The following is a 19,219-nucleotide window of genomic DNA, read 5'->3' as shown; positions in this document are numbered from 1 at the left end:
ACCGATCGGGAATAGCGTTCGCGCATGTCCGATCCGATTCGCATTCTCGGCCTCGATCCCGGTCTCAGGAAGACTGGGTGGGGCATCGTCGTCAGCGAGGGCACGAAGCTGTCCTTTGTCGCCTGCGGCGTGGTCGAGAGCGACGAGAAGCAGTCGCTCGCCGAACGCTTGCGGCAACTGCATGACGGCATCGCCGGCGTGATCGCGCGGCATCAGCCGCATGAGGTCGCGGTCGAGGAGACATTCGTCAATCGCGATCCGCAATCAGCCTTGAAGCTCGGCCAGGCGCGCGGCATCGCGCTGGTCGTGCCGGCGCTGGCTGGGCTCGATGTGGCGGAGTACGCCGCCAATCTGGTGAAGAAGACCGTGGTCGGCGTCGGCCATGCCGACAAGAAGCAGGTACAGGCGATGATCCGCGTGCTGCTGCCCAAGGCCGAGACGCGCAGCGCCGACGCGGCGGATGCGCTCGCGGTCGCGATCTGCCATTCGCAGCATCGTGGCGCCAGGGCACTGCTGGCGCGGTATCAGCTGCGGAAGGCGTAGAGCTCGGCGTCCGGATCGCCCTTGCCGAGGAGGCCGGAGCGAATGATCTCGGCACCGACACGGCTATAGGTGATGCCGTTGCCGCCGAAGCCCATCACCGTCCAGCAATTCTTGAGATCCGGCATCGGGCCGATGGTCGGCAGTCCGGTCGTCGAGGCTCCGAACGTGCCGGTCCAGGTGTAATCGGCCTCGGTCGAGACCCCGGGAAGGAGCTTGCCTAGCTTGCGCTGGATGGCTTTCGTCTTCTGGCCCATCAGCGCGTCGCGCTTGTCCTCGTCGACGAAATCCTCGTCCTCGCCACCGCAGATGATGCGGCCGTCGGGGGTCGTGCGCATGTAGAGATAGGGGTCGGACGCTTCCCAGATGAAGCAGCATCGTGGCCAGAGGCTACGCTTCTGGGGCGCGGTGGCGAGGGCCCAGGTCGAGAGCACGCCATGTCCCTTTGGCATCTCGCCGAAGGGCAGTTCGTAACCGGTGCAGAAGACGAGATGGCGGCAGCGGATGCGGTGGCCGTCCCTGGTGCGCAGGCTGACCGAGCGTGGCTTGGCGTCGAGGTCGACGATCTCGACCGGCCAGGCGAGGCGGGCGCCGCGGGAGATCGCCATGCGCAGGAAGCCGGTCGCGAGCACGACCGGATCGGCCTCGATGTTGTCGTAACCCAGCAGCGCCGCATCGCGGTCGATGCCGAAGCGCTCGCCCAGCGTTGCAGCGTCGAGAAAGGCGTTCTCGATGCCGGCGTGGCGGCGGGCCTCGTGTTCCTGCTTCAAGGCTGCGACATCCAGCACATCGCCGGCGAGGTAGAGCGAATCGCGGCGTATGACCGGGGCGATCGATAGCGCCCTGATGCGCGACCCGAGCCCGTCGACGGCGAGGCGCGAGCGGCGCCAGGCGCGGATGGCGGCCTCCTCGCCGATCTGGCGCTTCAGCTTGGTCAGGGGTTGGTCGATCTCGTATTGCAACAGGGCCGTGCTTGCAGGCGTCGAGCCGCGGACCGGGCCGCGGCGGTCGACGACCAGCACGCTGAAACCCGCCTCACTCAGCGCGTCGGCCTGCATTGCGCCGGAGATGCCGGCGCCGATGATGACGACGTCGCTCTCGATATCCTTGGTGATGCCTTGCTTCGGAAAGCGCGGTGGTCGCTCGCCCTGCCAGACCGAGCGCCCGGTCCGCAGGTTCCTCGCTTTCGTCAGCACGTGCCACACCCTCCATATCGCCGGTGGAGAACGCATGATCGCCACGAATGATCCGGTCTGGCGGCGGGCTACCGCCATGCTAACAGGAGGCATGATCGGAAAGCTCAAGGGCCTCATCGATTCGTATGGCGAGGACTTCGTCATCGTCGACGTACAAGGCGTCGGTTATGTCGTGCAGTGCTCCTCGCGCACGCTGCAGCGCCTGCCCAAGGTTGGCGAGGCGGCCGCGCTGTCGATCGAGACGCATGTCCGCGAAGACGCGATCCGGCTCTACGGCTTCATGTCGGACAATGAGCGCGACTGGTTCAGGCTGATGCAGATGGTGCAGGGAGTCGGCGCCAAGGTCGCGCTCGCCATTCTCTCGACGCTCGATCCCGGTGCGCTCGCGACCGCGATCGCCAGCAACGACAAGGCGGCGGTGGCGCGCGCGCCCGGCGTCGGCCCCAAGCTCGCCCAGCGCATCTGCGCCGAGCTCAAGGAGAAGGCGCCGGCCTTCGGTCATGTCGACCCGGCTATCGCGCAGCTCTCCGGCGCACTCGAGGACAAGAGGCTGCCGCAGCCGGTGGCGGACGCCGTCTCGGCGCTGGTGAATCTGGGCTACCAGCAGGCGCAGGCGGTGGCGGCGATCGCGGCTGCGTCGCGTGCGGCGGGTGAGGGGGCCGGTACGGCGCAACTGATCCGGCTCGGGCTGAAGGAGCTTGCCAAGTGAAGAACGGACCGACGGCGATCTTCCGGGAGATCGCCGACAAGTCGGCGTTCCTTGCGCTGATGATGCGGCATTGGGGCTCGCATCGCATGGTGATCGGCCTGAAGCTCTACGACTGCGCCGAATTACCCCTGCTCGGCATGTTCACGGCCGAAGGCGAGCTGCTGGCGGTGGCGAGCTGGGCGCATGACGGCGAGATCGCGGTACTGTGCGCCTTGCATTCCCTGAAACAGGGGGAGGGCGCCGCGTCCCACATGCTCGAAGCGGTGAAGGCGGCGGCGCGAGCCGCCGGCGCGCTCAAGCTCAGGGCGATGCTGACCAATGACAACATGCCGGCCCTGGCCTTCTACCAGAAGCACGGCTTCCGCTTCTCCGGCCTCTATATCGAGGCCATCGATGCCTATCGTTCGGTGATCCCGACGATCATCAAGATCGGCTACCAGGACATTCCGGTGCACGATGCATTGGAGCTGGAGATCGCATTGTGAGCGAATCGAAGCGGCCCCGCCTGATGACGGCGGACAAGCGCGACGACGATAGCGAGACCTCGCTGCGGCCGCTTTCGCTCGCCGATTTCACCGGGCAGGCGGCGGCGCGCGCGAACCTCCAGGTCTTCATCAATGCGGCGCGTAGCCGTGGTGACGCGCTCGACCATGTCCTGTTTGTCGGGCCGCCGGGGCTGGGCAAGACCACGCTGGCGCAGATCGTGGCGCGCGAGCTCGGTGTCAGCTTCCGCTCGACCTCGGGGCCGGTCATCGCCAAGGCCGGCGACCTTGCGGCGCAGCTCACCAACCTCGAAGAGCGCGACGTGCTCTTCATCGACGAGATCCACCGCCTCAATCCCGCGGTCGAGGAGATCCTCTATCCGGCGATGGAGGACTACCAGCTCGACCTGATCATCGGCGAGGGGCCGGCGGCGCGCTCGGTCAAGATCGACCTGCCGAAGTTCACGCTCGTCGGCGCCACCACCCGCGCCGGCCTCTTGACCACGCCGCTGCGCGACCGTTTCGGCATCCCGATCCGGCTGCAATTTTACACGGTCGAGGAATTGCAGAGCATCGTCGCGCGTGGCGCGCGGGTGCTCGGGGTGCCGATGTCGGATGACGGGGCGAACGAGATTGCGCGCCGCGCGCGCGGCACGCCGCGCATCGCCGGCCGGCTGCTCAGACGGGTGCGCGACTTCGCCATCGTCGACGGCGACGCCATCGTCACCCGCAAGGTCGCCGACAAGGCGCTCGGCCTGCTCGATGTTGACGCCATTGGCCTCGACCAGATGGACCGGCGCTATCTCACCACCGTCGCGATCAATTTCGGCGGTGGTCCGGTCGGGATCGAGACGATCGCCGCCTCGCTCTCCGAGCCGCGCGACGCGATCGAGGAGATCATCGAGCCCTTCCTGCTGCAGCAGGGCTTCATCCAGCGCACGCCGCGCGGGCGGCTGCTGACGCCGCACGCTTTCCGGCATCTGGGCATGCCGGAGCCGAGCCGGGAGGGTGCGCAGTTCGGGCTGTTCGGTAGCGAGGAAGAAGACTGAGCTTCCTCCACGCGAGCCCTGCATTTGGATGATGCGGCGCATGCGTGATCGTGATGTTGTCCAGGGCGAGATGGGCGCCCAGGAGAAACTCATGCGATCTGCGCTTGTGGCGGCCGGCCTGATGTTGGCATCTGTGCTCGGTCACGCTGCCGAGCCCACGCCCGATGCCACGGTGCGCAAGGCCTATGAGGTCACGCAGAGGACCCTGGATGGCGGTGGTGAGCCGCCCTGGAGGCCGCCGCATCGCGACGCGCTGATGAGCAAGAGCCTGGCGGCGCTGTTTGCCCGCGACGACCGTTACCAGGACGAGAGCGGCGATATCGGCCATATCGGCGCCGATCCGTTCATCCAGGGCCAGGACGGCGAGGTGAAAAACCTCAAGGTCACGGTCACGCAGGCTCCGGCGGCCGGCAAGGCACTGGTAACCGCGAGTTTCCGCAGCTTCGGCAAGGCGATGTCCGTGCCGTTCCGCATGATCGAGGAAGGCGGGGGCTGGCGCATCGACGACATCGGCGCCGGCAAGAACTCGGTGCGGCGCGACCTGTCGCAGCCCTATGATTGCGGCTCGTTCATGGGCAAGCCCTGCAAGCGCTGACGCCTCACTGGCAGTTGTACTGCACTCTGGCTCGTTGAAAGCTTGCCGGCATAACTCGTGATCCGCTGTGCCCCTGCAGATGACGCGCCGAATCTAGCGTAACAGAAGTGTACCCTGATGAAGGGATAGGGAGCGGCCTGTGATTCTAGGCGACGGAAATCCCCACTTCCTGCACTCCACGCTGCGTGAAAAGATCGCCGAGCACCTTTTCGTCGGTGAGCTTCTCCGTCGGCTCTGGCAGCTTGGCGTGTTCGACGCCGAGGTGTTGCGTTCTGAATTCGATGCCGGGGGCTATGATCTCGTCCTGAGCTGCCGCGAGATTGTCAGGCACATTCAATTCAAGACGATCATCGCCGGCGGTAAAGCGCAAAGCGTCAAGCTGAGTCTTCGCCTGGCGGAGAAGCCAAGTGGTTGCGCGGTCTGGATGGTTCTTGGCCAGGATTTAACAATCAGGTCGTTCTTTTGGTTCGGCGGAGAGCCCGGCCAGCCGCTCCCGGATATCCAGGGAGGTAAGATCGCCCGGCACACCAAGGCTGATGCAACTGGGAAAAAGGCTGGTCGCGAAAATCACCGCGTTGTCGCCCGCAGTCGTTTTGATGAAGTACCGTCACTTGACAAGCTGATCACGAAACTGCTCGGCACTGTGAATGTGCCTATCAAAACAGACCAAGCTAGTTCCCGATGATCGATTTGCAGCCCAAGCCTAGCGCCCACAGCATCTCTGTCCGTGTCTACTATGAAGACACCGACTTCTCCGGCGTCGTCTACCACGCCTCCTATCTGCGCTTCATGGAGCGTGGTCGCACCGAGTTGATCAGGGCGCTCGGCATCGAGCAGCGTGAGCTTTTCGACGGCGACGCGGCGCTCGGCTTCGCGGTCCGGCGCATGCTGATCGATTTCGTGCGGCCTGCCGTAATGGACGATCTGCTCACGGTCGAGACGAAGCCGACGGTGGCGCGCGGCGCCACCATGGAACTCGACCAACGCATCCTGCGCGGCGAGGAGGTGCTGATCACGGCGCAGGTCAAGGTCGCCTGCGTCGGCGGCGGCAAGGCGCGGCGCATCCCCGACGTGTTGCGGCATCGGCTCGGACTGGAAATCGTCTGACCGGTGGCAGTGGCCTGGCATCGACGCTGGCCGGTCACCATGTTAGGGCCCGTAACATGAGCTGGAAACGCAACGAGCCCGAGCAGCCGCGTGGCTATCACCACGGCAACCTCAAGGAGGCGCTGGTGCGCGCCGCTTTGGGGCTGATCGGCGAGAAGGGCCCGAACGGCTTCACCTTCGCCGAGGCCGCGCGCATGGCCGGTGTCAGCCCGGCAGCGCCCTACCGGCATTATCGCGACCGCGACGAACTGCTGGCCGATGTCGCGGTGCGGGGGTTTACCGCCTTCGAGGCAGCCCTGGCCAAGGCCTGGAACGGCGGCAAGCCGGATGCCGAGACGGCCTTCCACCGGCTCGGCCCGGCCTATCTCGCCTTCGCCCATGATGAGCCGGCCTTCTATTCGGCGATGTTCGAAGCCGGCGTCCCGCTCGACGCGAGTCCGGAGCTGCGCGCCGCCGCCGATCGCGCCTTCCAGCAACTGCGCCAGGCCGCGGAGACGCTGATCGCGGTGCTGCCGCAAGGAAAGCGACCACCTGCGCTGATGATGGCGCTGCATATCTGGGCGATGTCGCACGGCGTCGCGGCGCTGTTTGGCCGCGCCGATGCCGGCCGGCGGCCGCTGCCGATGTCGGCCGCCGACCTGCTCGAGGCTGGAATGCTGGTCTATCTCAAAGGCTTGGGCCTGCCCCCCGATCAAGCCGTCTGACGTTCTGCAGAAAATTTTGATCCGGCTGCCTTGAAAGCCTTGGCAGGTGCGGCCAGATATGTGAATGTGATTTACATTCACACGGTCGGCGAGGGCCGGATCTGATCAGGTTGGATAACCTGATCAGTGAATCCGTCCCTCACTCCAAGACGGAGTCGATCGGGAGGTTGGCCGGCAGCGGCATCCGCCGCTGCCATTCAGGTTCGAGAGGAATCGATGCCGATCGTCGCAAAGCTTGATGAATACGGAAAAGGAGCCTGGCTCGCCTTTGCGGTGCTCGGCTTCATCATTTTCTGGCCGCTGGGTCTGGCGACCCTGGTCTTTCTGTTCTGGAGTGGACGCATGGGACATGGTTGTGGACCGGCACGTTACGAGCACCGGATGAATCGCCTGCAGGACAAGATGGAGCGCCTGCGCGAACGCATGGGCGGGGCTCAGCCCTTCGGTCGTGGCGGTTTCGGCGGCGGCTGGGGCCGCGGCGCGTCGAGCGGCAACCGCGCCTTCGACGAGTATCGCGACGAGACGCTGCGCCGTCTCGAGGACGAGCAGCGCGAGTTCCATGATTTCCTCGGCCGGCTGCGCATGGCCAAGGACAAGGCGGAGTTCGACCAGTTCATGAACACGCGCCGTCCCAGCACCGGCACGGATACTGTCGAAAGCGCCTGACCCGCCCCGTCAGTCCTGTCGACTATCGGCGGCCCGCTTCCTTACGGAGGCGGGCCGTTGGCTTTTCCCGGGGTTGCTGCAGCCGGTGGCGGCTCCGGCTTGCCCCTGTTCGTGGTCACGAAGAAGATCACGATGGTCAGGGCCGAGGTCAGCGAGGCGAGGACCGCGGTGATCTGGGCTTTCAGGCTCTCGATCTTGCCGATGCGTCCCGTGACGATGTTGTGACGCAGCTGGAGCGCGGTCAGCCGCGCGCCTGCTCCAATCACCATTGCGCTTTCGATCGCCTGGATGGTCTGGACCGTTCCGGCGTCGCTGTAATCCTGGTCGACCAATGCGTCATAGGACGCCATCCGGCTTTGCCAGTCCTGCGGATGGACGATGGCGGCCATGCGGCGCACCGCCTGTTTCGCATTCTGTCGGAACAGGCGATCGAGCAGGTATTTGTGCTGCATGTCGGCTTGCGAACCATTCAGCACCAGCAGCAAGGCGCCGCGGCCGAGCTGCAAGGTCTCGAAGGTCTTCACCTGTCCGTCGAGCCCGGCGAGGTCGCGCGTCAGGGTGTCGCGCTCGTCGGTGAAACGCGCGATGCGCCGGTCGAGGGAATTCGACAGGGCGAAGGTGGCGATGGACGAAACGATCGCCGGCGAGACGATTAGGAGCGCGCTGAGCGTCGTCCGGTTCCAGACATAGTGCCGGGCATGGCCCGCGATCCGCTCGCTAAACCGCATCGACCCAGCCCCCGCCGCGCCCGCTTCGTGATCAGCCGCATGGCCGTCATAACGCGATATTAACCATGACGGTCCTTAACCTCGATGGGGATTTAGCGGGACACAAGGCCTCCGGCGCACGCGAGCACCGCCGTTTGGCCCATCTTTCGCCGAATTCAGCGGCAATTGGTGTCAATGGCATATCCCCGGAGCGCAGATCGGGCGGCGGCGCGACCTTCGCGGCGCAAGCTACAGGCTGTGCGGGACTGAACTTAGTTTCGCGCCAGCCAGGCAGAAGGATGACAGGATGAACCCCGCCGTGGAGATCGCGCAGGCCGCGCCGCAGATCGACATGTCTTTCTGGTCGCTGTTCTGGCATGCCCATATCGTCGTCAAGCTCGTGATGATGGGTCTGCTCGGCGCTTCGGTGTGGTGCTGGTCGATCATCGTCGACAAGACCCTGCTCTACCGCCGTACCCGCCGCGATATGGATGCCTTCGAGGAGGTGTTCTGGTCCGGCCGTTCGCTCGAGGAGCTCTATCGCGATCTCGCCAACCGGCCGGTCAACGACATGGCCGCTGTCTTCGTCGCGGCGATGCGTGAATGGAAGCGTTCTTTCGAGAATGGCGGACGTTCGGTTGCGAGCCTCTCGGCGCGCATCGACAAGGTGCTCGACGTCACCATCCAGCGCGAGGCCGAGCGCCTCGAATCGAAGCTGCTCGTACTCTCGACCATCGCCTCGGCCGCCCCGTTCATCGGCCTGTTCGGCACGGTCTGGGGCATCATGAATTCCTTCACCGCGATCGCGGTCTCCAAGAACTCCTCGCTCGCCGTCGTTGCGCCTGGCATCGCCGAAGCGCTGTTCGCCACCGCGATCGGCCTGTTCGCCGCGATTCCGGCGCTGATGGCCTACAACAAGCTGCAGGCCGAGGTCGCCAAGGCCCAGAACCGGCTGGAAGCGTTCGCCGACGAGTTCTCCGCGATCCTGTCGCGGCAGATCGACGAACGTCTGGCGGCGTGAGGGCCTGAATCATGGGCATGTCAGCCGCAGCCGGGGGCAAGGCCGGAGGACGCCGCGGGCGTCGCCCGCGCCGCCATGGCGCCATCGCCGAGATCAACATGACGCCGTTCATCGACGTCATGCTGGTGTTGCTCATCATCTTCATGGTCGCCGCGCCGCTGATCGCGACCGGCGTGCCGATCGACCTGCCGCAGACCGGTGCCAAGCCGATCAATGTCGATCAGAAGCCGATCACCATCGCCATCGACGACAAGGGCCAGATCTTCCTGCAGGACCAGCCGACGCTCGAGCCCGATCTGGTGCAGAAGCTGCAGAGCATCGCCAAGCAGGGCTTCGAGGACCGGATCTATGTGCGTGGCCACAAGATGGTGGACTACGGCCGCGTCGCTTCGGTGATGGCGACGATCACCAGCGCCGGCTTCAGGCGGGTGGCGCTGGTCACCGAACCGAATTCGCGTTGAACGAGAAGGTGCCGTCGCGTTGATGGTTTCGCGTTCCGAGCCGGGCTTGGCGATCTCCGCCCTGGGCCACGCGACCGTTCTGGTCGCGGGGCTGCTGGCGTTTGCAGGCGCCGACGCCGCTGCCCGAGCATCAGGAAGCGATTGCGGTCGAGGTCGTAGATCCCTCGGCGCTGAACCAGGTGACGCGCGGCGAGCGCCAGGCCGAGAAGGTCCAGGAACAGCCACAGCAGCGCGCCGAGCGCCAGTCCGAGGTCGTCGAGCGCAAGGAGGCGGGCGAGGCCAAGCAGGATACGCCTGCGCCGCCCTCGCGTCCGCCGGAGCTCAAGGTCGCCGACGACAATGCCGCGGCGCCGCTGCCGCCGGCACGTCCGACTCCAAAGCCGACGCCGCCGGCCGAGCCGGTCAAGCAGCCGCCGCAGAAATCCGAACAGGCCGCCGCTCAGGAGGCCGAGCAGCGCCGCGAGGAACTGGCCAAGCTCGCCGAGGAAGCCGATCGCGAGAGCAAGGCGAAGCAGGCCGAGCAGGAGGCCAAGGCCGCCGCCAAGGCGAAGGCCGAAGCCGACGCGCAGGCGCGCGTCGAAGCGGCCAAGGCTGCCAAGCAGAAGGCCGAGGCTGAAGCCAAGGCAAAGGCGGAAGCCGAGCAGAAGGCCAAGATCGCTGCCGAAGCCAAGGCTAAGCGCGAGGCGGAAGCAAAGGCCAAGCGCGAGGCCGAGATCGCCAAGAACTTCAACCCGAACGATATCGCCAAGCTCCTGCAGTCGAAAGAGCAGGCGCAGTCCTCGGGTTCGAGCGCGCCGCAGATCAACCGCACGGCCTCGCTCGGCACCCAGACCGGCTCCTCGCAGAAGCTCTCGCCGTCGCTCAGGGCGCAATTGATGGGCATCATCCAGGACCAGCTGCAGAAGTGCTGGAACGTGCCGATCGCGCTGCAGAGCGCGCAAAAGCCGGTGGTGCCGCAGGTGCGAATGAAGCTCAACACCGACGGTTCGCTGATCGGCCAGGCGAGCGTGACCAATTCCTCGCCCGACCCGCTCTTCCGGGTTGCGGCGGATTCGGCGCTGACGGCGACGCGCCGTTGCTCGCCGCTGCGCATTCCCGCGCAATTTGCTTCCTATTATGACGATTGGCGCGACGTCATCGTCAACTTCGACGCCAGGGACGTGCTGTGACCGCCATGGACCGCATCCATCATCCTGCCCTTCACCCGGCTGGCAGGGCTACCGGGCCGACCCGCCGGCACGCGCTCGCGCTGGCCGGCTCAACGCTGATCTTGCCGGCGCTGATCGCCCCGGCGCAGGCCGAGCTGGTGATCGATCTGCGCAAGGGCACTTTCCAGCCGATGCCGATCGCGGTCGCCGACTTCGCCGGCGAGGGCGGCGCGCTGGTCTCCGGCATCATCACCAACAACCTGAAGCGCTGCGGTTATTTCCTGCCGATCGAGAAGGCGCGCCACCCCGAGAAGAACCCGCCCTTCGACGCCGCTCCCCAGTTCGAGGCCTGGAAGGCGGCCGGCGTGCAGGCGCTGGTGATCGGCCGGGTCTCGCGCGATGGCGGCCGGCTCAAGGCCGAGTTCCGACTCTGGGACGTGGTCGCCGGCCAGCAGATCGACGGCCAGCAGTATTTCACCGACCCGAACAATTCGCGCCGGGTCGGCCACATCATCTCGGATGCGGTCTTCACCAAGATCACCGGTGTCGGCGGCTTCTTCGATACCCGCGTCGTCTTCGTCGATGAATCCGGCTCGAAGGAGGCAAGGCGCAAGCGGCTCGCCATCATGGACCAGGACGGCGCCAATGTGCGCTACCTGACCGATGGCGCAACCTCGGTGGTGACGCCGCGCTATTCGCCGGTGGCCCAGGAAGTGACCTATATGGCGCAGCGCACCGGCGAGCAGCCGCGCGTCCATGTGCTGAACATCGAGACCGGGCAGCGCCAGGTCGTCGGCAATTTCCCTGATATGACGACGAGCCCGCGCTTCTCGCCCAATGGCGCGCGGATCGCGCTCAGCCTGCAGCAGGGCGGCAACGCCAATCTCTATGCGATCGACATCGGCTCGCGCACCACGCAGCGGCTGACCTCGACCGCGGCGATCGACACCTCGCCCTCCTATGCGCCTGATGGATCGCAGATCGTCTTCGAAAGCGACCGCGGCGGCTCGCAGCAGCTTTACGTCATGGGAGCCGGCGGCGGCGAGGGCAAGCGCATCTCCTTCGGCCAGGGCTCCTATTCGCAGCCTTCCTGGTCGCCGCGCGGGGACCTGATCGCCTTCACCCGTCAGGGCGGCGGCGCCTTCTCGATCGGCGTGATGAAGCCGGACGGTTCGGGTGAGCGCATCTTGACCGAAGGCTTCCACAACGAGGCGCCGAACTGGGCGCCAAACGGCCAGTACCTCATGTTCTTCCGCGATCCCGGTGGGCAGTCCGGCGGCAAGCTCTACATGGTCGACATCACCGGCCGTGTCGAAGTCCCGGTGCCGACGCCGGCCTTCGCCTCGGACCCGACCTGGTCGCCGCTGCTGACCGCCGCGCGCTGATCGAGGTCACGGTCGACCTCTACTATTCACGAGGGTGTGAGCGCCGTCGCCTTGGACATGGTGCCGACCTATTCATCAGCAACACGCGGTGAATGGAACGGGAGGTAGCCCAATGACGCAAGCCGGTCTCGCGCAAGACGATGTAGTGGCACCCGCACCGTCGCGCCGGAGCGTGAAGGTGTTGCTAGGTATACTGGTCGCTCTACTGATCGGCTATTGGCTGTCGCCTTACGTTGGGGTGGCGCGCTTCCTCATGGCGGCCCAGACGGGGCGGGGCGAGGAGGTGCTCGGCCGGGTCGATCTTCCTGCCGTGCGCGGCGCGCTGGCCAAGCAAGTGGTTCGCGCCTACGTGGCCCGCGAGCCGCAGATGCGCGAGTTGGATCCGCTTGCGCGCCGGGTCGTTTCGGGCGCCGCGGTGGGCTATGTCGATGCGATCATCGCCGAGCACATGACGCCGGAGGCGATTACGGCTCTGCTGGCGGCGCGAAATGCTGGGAGCCGGTCTGGCACAGGTCCCGCCGGTTTGACCTTGCCGCGTGCGGGCGAATTCGCTGGCGCTTGGGACCTCTTCGCCGCGTCAGGTTTCGATGGGCCGGCAGATTTCGTCGTCGTGCTGCCGCAGGCAACCGACGCAAACGAGGCAGAGCGCTATCGATTGCGGTTCGGCCTCAAGGGCTGGCGCTGGCAGCTGCGCGCGATCGAGCTACCTTCGGCAACCATTTCACGCCTCGTCGAGGAGCTGAAGGCGCGCGTTGGTCGCGGCTCCTGATGCAATATTGCATCACTCTCTGGAATGCCGCCCACCGCCACATTTGGTTAACCATACGCCGCAATGCCGCCACTTCGCCTTGTTCTGGCAAGGTCTCGTTTAGGTTGACACTTCATTGATGGGTAACGCGTGACGCCGCCCGGCGCGCTCCGCGTCCGAAATTCGGAGAGAATTGACATGCTCGCCTCGTTTGCCGCCAGCGCCCGTAACGTGCGCCTTGCTGCCGCCCTCATGGGCGCGCTCGCCCTCGGCGCCTGCGCCAAGGATCAGAACGCCGATGGTTTTGGCGCTGGTGGCGCCGCCACTCCCGGCAGCGCGCAAGACTTCGTCGTCAATGTCGGCGACCGCGTCTTCTTCGAGACCGACTCGACCGATCTGACCTCGACCGCGGTCGCAACTCTCGACAAGCAGTCGGCCTGGCTCGGGCGCTATCCGCGCTACACCTTCACCATCGAGGGCCATGCCGACGAGCGCGGCACGCGCGAATACAACTACTCGCTTGGCGCCCGCCGCGCCCAGACCGTGCGCGACTATCTCGCCTCGCGCGGCATCCCGGGCAACCGCATTCGCACGATCTCCTATGGCAAGGAGCGGCCGGTGGCGGTCTGCAACGACATTTCCTGCTGGTCGCAGAACCGCCGCGCCGTGACGGTGCTCGACGCCGGTGGCGGTGTCTGAGCCCAGGCTCGACAAAGCTTGACGTGGCCGGCGCTTACCGCAAGGAAAGCGCCGGCTTTTCCATATTTTGGCCGTGGTATTCGCGTGTAGTAGTTCTGACCCCCGGGGCGATGCGGTTTGCTTGACATGAGCTTTGCGACGATTTCGATTTTGAGCCCTAAGCGGCTCTCGCTGCGGCGCGGCCTGCTTGCTGGCTTGTCGCTCCTGGCGATCGGCCTGATCCAGCCTGCCGCTGCGCAGGATGCAGCCGATCTCGTGGTGCGGACGAGCCGTCTCGAGAACCAGTTGCGCCAGCTCTCCGGCCAGATCGAACAGTTGCAGTTCGAGAACCGGCGCCTGACCGAGCAGCTGCGGAAGTTCCAGGAAGATGTCGACTTCCGCCTATCGGAGCGCGGCGGACAGCGCGGCAATGCCAGCCCAGCGCCGCAGGGCGCCCGTCCGGCCAATCCTCCGCCACCGCCCGGGCGCGAGCGTCGCGGTGACGCCTTCGATCCGGCTGCTCAGCCGGGAGCCGCGGGCGGGCCGCGTCAGCTTGGCCAGATCATCGACGAAGAATTCGCCGGCAATCAGGGGCAGGGTCCGATGGACCTTTCCAATGTCGGTCGTCCCGTGCCGGACGGCGCGCTACCGCCGACGGCGCCGCGTGGCCCGAGCGTCGCTGCGACCGGGCAGGCCGGAACCCCGCGCGAGCTCTACGATCTCGCCTATGCGCATGTGCTGCGCAAGGAATACGAGCGCGCCGAGATGAGCTTCCGCGAGTTCCTGCAGAGCTATCCGCGCGACCGGCTGGCGCCCGACGCGACCTTCTGGCTCGGCGAGAGCTATTTCCAGCGCCAACGCTATCGCGAGGCTGCCGAGCAGTTCCTGAAGATCTCGCGCGACTATCCGAAGGCCGGCAAGGGCCCCGACAGCCTGCTCAAGCTCGGCATGGCGCTGAACGGGCTTGGCGCGCGCGACCAGGCCTGCGCCACCTTCGCCAAGGTCGGCGTCGACTATCCCGCCGCCTCGAACACGGTACGTCAGGGCGTGGAGCGCGAGCAGCGGCGCGCCCGCTGCGCTTGATCGCGACGCCTCCAGAGACTGCCGAATACGAACCCCTGACGGCGGCGGATGCCGCCGTCCTGTTTGCTCCGCTCGCCGGTGAGGACGCCTTGGTCGTCGCGGTCTCGGGTGGGCCGGATTCCGTCGCTCTCCTCGCGCTTCTCGCCGAATGGGCCAGAAGCGGCCACCCGCGACTCCTGGTGGTCACCATCGATCACGGCCTGCGCCCCGAGGCGGCAGCGGAGGCGCTGATGGTCGGCGAGCTCTGCGCCGGACTGAAGCTCGAGCATCGTACGAGGCGCTGGTCGGGCCATAAGCCGCAGACCGGGCTACAGGAGAAGGCACGAGCTGCGCGCTACGCCCTGCTGGCAGAGGAGGCGAGGGCGTCTGGCGCCACTGCCATTGTCACCGCCCATAATCTCGACGACCAGGCCGAGACTCTGCTGATCCGCATGGCTGCAGGCTCTGGCCTTACTGGCCTCGCAGGGATGGCACCGCGCAGCTCGGCGAGCGGAGTCGTGCTCGCAAGGCCGCTGCTCGGGACCGAGAAAGCCCGGCTCGTCGCAACCTGCAAGGCGCGAGGGCTCTCCTTCGTGCGCGATCCGTCCAACGACGACCCGCGCTTCGCCCGCATCCGCTGGCGCGAGTTCTTGCCGGAGCTGGCGCAAGAGGGATTGACCGCCGAGCGGCTCGGTCAGCTCGCCCGCCGGCTGGCGCGGGCCGATGAAGCCCTTGATGTTCTGGCAGTGCGTGCCTTGGCGACGTTGCCGGCGGGCGGGGAGGCGGGAGAGCGCTGGTTCGATTTCGCGCGGCTCTGCCACGAGCCCGAGGAGATCATCATCCGGAGCCTCGCTCTCGCGCTCGCCGCGGCGCAGGACAGCGACGAAGCGGCCGACGGGCCGTTGCGCCTGGCACGGATCGAGGGCTGCGCGCAGGCCCTGATCATCGCAGCCCGCGAGGGCAGGGCGCTGCGCCGTACGCTCGGCGGCTTCCGTCTCTTGCTTGCCGGCGACGGCCTCTTGACACTCAGGCGCGAGGGCGAAAGGCGCCGCGGCGTTCACCCTGCGACGGTATAACCCGAAGAAGGACCGCGCTTCCCTTGGCAAGGGGGCATGACAGTCTTAGATTAAGCAGCGAAAACCACAGGCTCGCGCGGCAATTCCGCTGGCGAGCGGATCGGAACCCTGATGAATCCGAACTTCCGCAATTTCGCCCTCTGGGTGGTGATCTTCCTGCTGGTTCTGGCGCTGGTCACCTTGTTTCAGAGCCCGAGCCAGCGCGCCAGCACCAACGAAATTCCCTTCAGCCAGCTGATCAACGAGTCCGAGGCCGGCCGCATCGCCAGTGTGGTGGTGGCAGGGCCGGAGATTACCGGCACCTTCTCGGACGGCCGAAGCTTCGTTGCTTACGCGCCATATAACGATCCGCAACTCGTCAGGACCCTGGCGCAGAAGGGCGTGCAGGTCTCGGCCCGCGCTCCCTCCGAGGGCACGCCCTGGTTCATGGCGCTGCTCGTCAACTCGCTGCCCTTCGTGATCTTCATCGGCCTGTGGATATTCATGTCCCGCCAGATGCAGAATGGTGCCGGGCGGGCGATGGGCTTCGGCAAGTCAAAGGCTAAGCTCCTCACCGAGGCGCATGGCCGCGTTACCTTCGAGGACGTTGCCGGCATCGACGAGGCCAAGGAAGATCTGCAGGAGATCGTTGAGTTCCTGCGGGATCCGCAGAAGTTCCAGCGCCTCGGCGGGCGCATCCCGCGCGGCGTGCTGCTGGTCGGCCCTCCCGGTACCGGCAAGACCTTGACCGCGCGCGCCGTCGCCGGCGAAGCGAACGTGCCGTTCTTCACCATCTCGGGCTCGGATTTCGTCGAGATGTTCGTCGGCGTCGGCGCCAGCCGTGTGCGCGACATGTTCGAGCAGGCCAAGAAGAACTCGCCCTGCATCATCTTCATCGACGAGATCGACGCGGTCGGCCGCCATCGCGGCGCCGGCCTCGGCGGCGGCAATGATGAGCGCGAGCAGACCCTGAACCAGCTCTTGGTCGAGATGGACGGGTTCGAGCCGAATGAGGGCGTGATCATCATCGCCGCGACCAACCGGCCCGACGTGCTCGACCCGGCACTGCTGCGCCCCGGCCGCTTCGACCGCCAGATCGTGGTGCCGAATCCCGATGTCGCCGGGCGCGAGAAGATCCTGCGCGTGCATGTGCGCAAGGTGCCGCTCGCCCCCGATGTCGATCTCAAGGTGCTGGCTCGCGGCACGCCGGGCTTCTCCGGCGCCGACCTGATGAACCTCGTCAACGAGGGCGCGCTGCTTGCCGCCCGGCGCGGCAAGCGCATGGTCACCCATGCCGAATTCGAGGATGCCAAAGACAAGGTCATGATGGGCGCCGAGCGCAAATCCATGGCGATGTCCGAGGAGGAGAAGAAGCTGACCGCCTATCACGAGGCCGGTCACGCCATCGTCGGCCTCTACGTGCCCGCCGGCATCCCGGTCCACAAGGCGACGATCATCCCGCGCGGCCGCGCGCTCGGCATGGTCAAGTTCCTGCCGGAAGGCGACCGCTACTCGATGAAGTTCAAGGAGTTTACCTCGCAGCTCGCGGTCGCCATGGGTGGGCGCGTGGCGGAAGAGATGACCTTCGGCATGGAGAACGTGACCTCCGGAGCCACGGGCGACATCCAGCAGGCGACCAAGATGGCCAAGGCCATGGTCACGCAGATGGGCTATTCCAAGGAACTCGGCATGGTTGCCTATGGCGACAACCAGGAAGAGGTTTTCCTCGGCATGTCGATGGGCCGGACTCAGAGCCTGTCGGAGGCGACCGCGCAGAAGATCGACTCCGAGGTGCGCAAGCTGGTCCATCAGGGCTATCTCGACGCCACGGCGATCCTGACCGAGCATCACGAGCAATTCGTCGCCGTCGCCGAGGCGTTGCTCGAGTTCGAGACGCTGACCGGCGACGAGATCCGCGACCTGATCGCCGGCAAGCGCCCGTCGCGCGATGCCGACGACACCCCCCACGCGCCGCGTGGCTCGGCGGTGCCGAGCGCCGGCAAGGGCCGCAAGCGCGACGAGCCCGATGCAGGGCTGGAGCCGCAGCCGCAGGCCTGAGAGAGCTTGAGACTACCAAGATCAGCGAGGGCGGTCTTCGGGCCGCCCTTTCTGTTGGCCTGTCCCCGCAATTCACGTGGGACGGCGCTACCGGAGCTTGACGGATACTGTCCGACACAATTTGTGAGAAGCTGAGCAGGCGAAGAGCCTGTATGAGCTGAAAAAAAGCAACAGTTCGGACCGGGCTCCGAGGGCACTCCTGATGACACGCAAATATTTCGGCACAGATGGCATTCGCGGGCGCGCCAATGGCGTGATCACGCCCGATCTGGCGTTGCGGGTGGGCCAGGCTACCGGCATCGCCTTTCGCCGCGGCGAGCACCGCCATCGCGTGGTGATCGGCAAGGATACCCGTCTGTCGGGCTACATGATCGAGAACGCGCTGGTCGCGGGCTTCACCTCGGTCGGCATGGACGTGCTGCTGCTCGGCCCGATGCCGACGCCGGCCGTGGCGATGCTGACCCGCTCGATGCGAGCCGATCTCGGTGTGATGATCTCGGCCTCGCACAACCCCTACGAGGACAACGGCATCAAGCTGTTCGGGCCGGACGGATACAAGCTCAATGACGAGGTCGAGGCGGAGATCACCCGGCTGATCGATTCCGATCTCGGCAAGCAGCTGTCTTCCTCGGCGATGCTCGGCCGCGCCAAGCGCATCGAGAGCGCGCATGCCCGCTATATCGAGTTTGCCAAACGCACGTTGCCGCGCAATCTCGGCCTGGACGGCCTGCGCATCGTGCTCGATTGCGCCAATGGCGCCGCCTACAAGGTCGCTCCGGAAGCGCTCTGGGAACTCGGTGCCGAGGTCATCACCATCGGCGACGAGCCGGATGGCTTCAACATCAACAAGGATGTCGGTTCGACCAAGCCAGCGGCGCTCAGCCAGAAGGTGCGCGACCTGCGTGCCGATCTCGGCATCGCGCTCGATGGCGACGCCGACCGTGTCCTCGTCGTCGACGAGCAGGGCCAGATCGTCGATGGTGACCAGCTGATGGGCGTGATCGCGCGCAGCTGGCAGGAGGATGGGCGGCTTTCCGCGCCCGGCATCGTCGCCACCGTGATGTCAAATCTCGGCCTCGAGCGCTATCTGGCGGGCCTCGGCTTGTCGATGGCGCGCACTGCTGTCGGCGACCGCTATGTGCTGGAGCACATGCGCGCCAACGGCTTCAATCTCGGCGGCGAGCAGTCCGGCCACATCATCCTCTCCGACTACGGCACGACCGGCGACGGGCTGGTAGCGGCGCTGCAGCTCCTCGCCGTGGTCAAGCGGCAGGAGAAGCCGGTCTCCGAGGTCTGCCATTGCTTCGAGCCTTTGCCGCAGATCCTTAAGAACGTCCGCTACAAGCAAGGCCGTCCGCTGGAGGAGAAGCCGGTGGTCAGCGCGATCAAGGCGGCTGAGTTGATGCTCGGCGAGACCGGACGGCTGGTGATCCGTCCCTCGGGCACCGAGCCGGTGATCCGCGTCATGGCTGAAGGCGACGATCGCGACCTCGTCATGCGCGCCGTCGACGAGGTGGTCGATGCGGTGACGAAGGCAGCGGCCTGAGCGGACGTCGTCGCGGTTTCCGGGCGGGCCGTCGGACCCGAGCGGAGAATCAAGGACCAGCGCTGGCGCCGGGAAGGCGGGCCAGCAGCTTTGCCGGCCAATCGCCATCGTTCTGGATTCCGCCGCTTTGCATCGCTCCTTCGTGTAGGAGAAGGAATCCCGCGACCCGCAAAGCAGCCGTTTACGGGGCGATAGGGTTAGTTTTTAGGGTTAAGCCTCGTTTAAGAAATCCGTGGCAAGGTTTCCCCATCGGTAACTCGCGTGCGCTTGAGTCCAGCTGCATGCAAACTCGAAGGGGCCTG

At 66.0% G+C, this 19,219-nt stretch carries 21 protein-coding genes; 19 read left to right on the top strand and 2 right to left on the bottom strand.

Annotated elements, in window-relative coordinates:
- Positions 1-24 precede the first annotated feature (24 nt).
- Positions 25-543, top strand: a complete 519-nt coding sequence (ruvC, locus tag QO058_RS07340) for a crossover junction endodeoxyribonuclease RuvC (protein ID WP_284171369.1) — start codon at positions 25-27, stop codon at positions 541-543.
- On the opposite strand, the gene QO058_RS07335 is transcribed toward ruvC, so the two are convergent.
- Positions 525-1,736: an NAD(P)/FAD-dependent oxidoreductase gene (locus QO058_RS07335; protein WP_284171368.1), complete on the bottom strand. Its 1,212-nt coding sequence runs from the start codon at positions 1,734-1,736 to the stop codon at positions 525-527. The genes ruvC and QO058_RS07335 overlap by 19 nt on opposite strands.
- A gap of 91 nt (positions 1,737-1,827) precedes the next feature.
- On the opposite strand from QO058_RS07335, the gene ruvA reads away from it, so the two are divergent.
- The 8 genes from ruvA (at position 1,828) to QO058_RS07295 (ending at position 7,048) form a co-directional block, all read left to right on the top strand.
- Positions 1,828-2,445 (top strand): Holliday junction branch migration protein RuvA, encoded by a 618-nt coding sequence (ruvA, locus tag QO058_RS07330; RefSeq protein WP_284172836.1) that lies wholly within the window; start codon positions 1,828-1,830, stop codon positions 2,443-2,445.
- A complete protein-coding gene (locus tag QO058_RS07325; RefSeq protein ID WP_284171367.1) occupies positions 2,442-2,930 on the top strand; it encodes a GNAT family N-acetyltransferase in 489 nt (162 codons plus the stop codon). The genes ruvA and QO058_RS07325 overlap by 4 nt, the downstream gene beginning before the upstream one ends.
- A 23-nt stretch (positions 2,931-2,953) precedes the next feature.
- A complete protein-coding gene (gene ruvB / locus QO058_RS07320) occupies positions 2,954-3,976 on the top strand; it encodes a Holliday junction branch migration DNA helicase RuvB (RefSeq protein ID WP_284172835.1) in 1,023 nt (340 codons plus the stop codon).
- Between the two features lie 91 nt (positions 3,977-4,067).
- Entirely contained in the window at positions 4,068-4,571 is a 504-nt protein-coding gene (locus tag QO058_RS07315; RefSeq protein WP_284171366.1) for a DUF3828 domain-containing protein, read from the top strand.
- Between the two features lie 139 nt (positions 4,572-4,710).
- Positions 4,711-5,256 carry a hypothetical protein gene (locus QO058_RS07310; protein WP_284171365.1) on the top strand — a complete coding sequence of 182 codons (546 nt, stop codon included), beginning with the start codon at positions 4,711-4,713 and terminating at the stop codon, positions 5,254-5,256.
- Positions 5,253-5,678, top strand: coding sequence for a tol-pal system-associated acyl-CoA thioesterase (ybgC, locus tag QO058_RS07305; RefSeq protein WP_284171364.1), 426 nt, complete (start codon positions 5,253-5,255; stop codon positions 5,676-5,678). Before QO058_RS07310 ends, ybgC begins: the two co-directional genes overlap by 4 nt.
- Positions 5,679-5,734: 56 nt before the next feature.
- Positions 5,735-6,382 carry a TetR/AcrR family transcriptional regulator gene (locus QO058_RS07300; protein WP_126115985.1) on the top strand — a complete coding sequence of 216 codons (648 nt, stop codon included), beginning with the start codon at positions 5,735-5,737 and terminating at the stop codon, positions 6,380-6,382.
- 216 nt (positions 6,383-6,598) lie between these two features.
- A complete protein-coding gene (locus tag QO058_RS07295) occupies positions 6,599-7,048 on the top strand; it encodes a DUF2852 domain-containing protein (RefSeq protein WP_284171362.1) in 450 nt (149 codons plus the stop codon).
- A 41-nt stretch (positions 7,049-7,089) separates the two neighbouring features.
- Here QO058_RS07295 and QO058_RS07290 read toward each other — a convergent pair whose 3' ends face one another.
- Positions 7,090-7,776: a hypothetical protein gene (locus QO058_RS07290; RefSeq protein WP_284171360.1), complete on the bottom strand. Its 687-nt coding sequence runs from the start codon at positions 7,774-7,776 to the stop codon at positions 7,090-7,092.
- A 286-nt stretch (positions 7,777-8,062) separates the two neighbouring features.
- Between QO058_RS07290 and tolQ the strand changes: the two genes are divergently transcribed.
- The 10 genes from tolQ to glmM all read left to right on the top strand — a co-directional run bounded on the left by tolQ (position 8,063) and on the right by glmM (position 18,917).
- Complete coding sequence (tolQ, locus tag QO058_RS07285; protein ID WP_126115987.1) at positions 8,063-8,776, top strand: protein TolQ; 714 nt, start codon at positions 8,063-8,065, stop codon at positions 8,774-8,776.
- A gap of 11 nt (positions 8,777-8,787) precedes the next feature.
- Positions 8,788-9,237, top strand: coding sequence for an ExbD/TolR family protein (locus QO058_RS07280; RefSeq protein ID WP_284171359.1), 450 nt, complete (start codon positions 8,788-8,790; stop codon positions 9,235-9,237).
- Between the two features lie 101 nt (positions 9,238-9,338).
- Positions 9,339-10,406, top strand: a complete 1,068-nt coding sequence (gene tolA / locus QO058_RS07275; RefSeq protein ID WP_284171358.1) for a cell envelope integrity protein TolA — start codon at positions 9,339-9,341, stop codon at positions 10,404-10,406.
- Between the two features lie 5 nt (positions 10,407-10,411).
- On the top strand, positions 10,412-11,770 hold the full coding sequence (gene tolB / locus QO058_RS07270) for a Tol-Pal system beta propeller repeat protein TolB (protein WP_284171356.1): 1,359 nt from the start codon (positions 10,412-10,414) through the stop codon (positions 11,768-11,770).
- Positions 11,771-11,882: 112 nt separating this feature from the next.
- Complete coding sequence (locus QO058_RS07265; protein ID WP_284171354.1) at positions 11,883-12,539, top strand: DUF2939 domain-containing protein; 657 nt, start codon at positions 11,883-11,885, stop codon at positions 12,537-12,539.
- A 177-nt stretch (positions 12,540-12,716) separates the two neighbouring features.
- Positions 12,717-13,217 carry a peptidoglycan-associated lipoprotein Pal gene (gene pal / locus QO058_RS07260; protein WP_284171352.1) on the top strand — a complete coding sequence of 167 codons (501 nt, stop codon included), beginning with the start codon at positions 12,717-12,719 and terminating at the stop codon, positions 13,215-13,217.
- Between the two features lie 150 nt (positions 13,218-13,367).
- On the top strand, positions 13,368-14,279 hold the full coding sequence (ybgF, locus tag QO058_RS07255; protein WP_284171351.1) for a tol-pal system protein YbgF: 912 nt from the start codon (positions 13,368-13,370) through the stop codon (positions 14,277-14,279).
- On the top strand, positions 14,276-15,334 hold the full coding sequence (gene tilS, locus QO058_RS07250; RefSeq protein ID WP_284171349.1) for a tRNA lysidine(34) synthetase TilS: 1,059 nt from the start codon (positions 14,276-14,278) through the stop codon (positions 15,332-15,334). The genes ybgF and tilS overlap by 4 nt, the downstream gene beginning before the upstream one ends.
- A 111-nt stretch (positions 15,335-15,445) precedes the next feature.
- Positions 15,446-17,371, top strand: a complete 1,926-nt coding sequence (gene ftsH / locus QO058_RS07245; RefSeq protein ID WP_284171347.1) for an ATP-dependent zinc metalloprotease FtsH — start codon at positions 15,446-15,448, stop codon at positions 17,369-17,371.
- 202 nt (positions 17,372-17,573) lie between these two features.
- On the top strand, positions 17,574-18,917 hold the full coding sequence (gene glmM / locus QO058_RS07240; RefSeq protein ID WP_284171345.1) for a phosphoglucosamine mutase: 1,344 nt from the start codon (positions 17,574-17,576) through the stop codon (positions 18,915-18,917).
- The last annotated feature ends 302 nt before the right edge of the window (positions 18,918-19,219 follow it).

The sequence above is a fragment of the Bosea vestrisii genome (genome assembly GCF_030144325.1).
GTDB lineage: Bacteria > Pseudomonadota > Alphaproteobacteria > Rhizobiales > Beijerinckiaceae > Allobosea > Allobosea vestrisii_A.
This window is presented reverse-complemented; position numbering and strand designations above follow the sequence as displayed.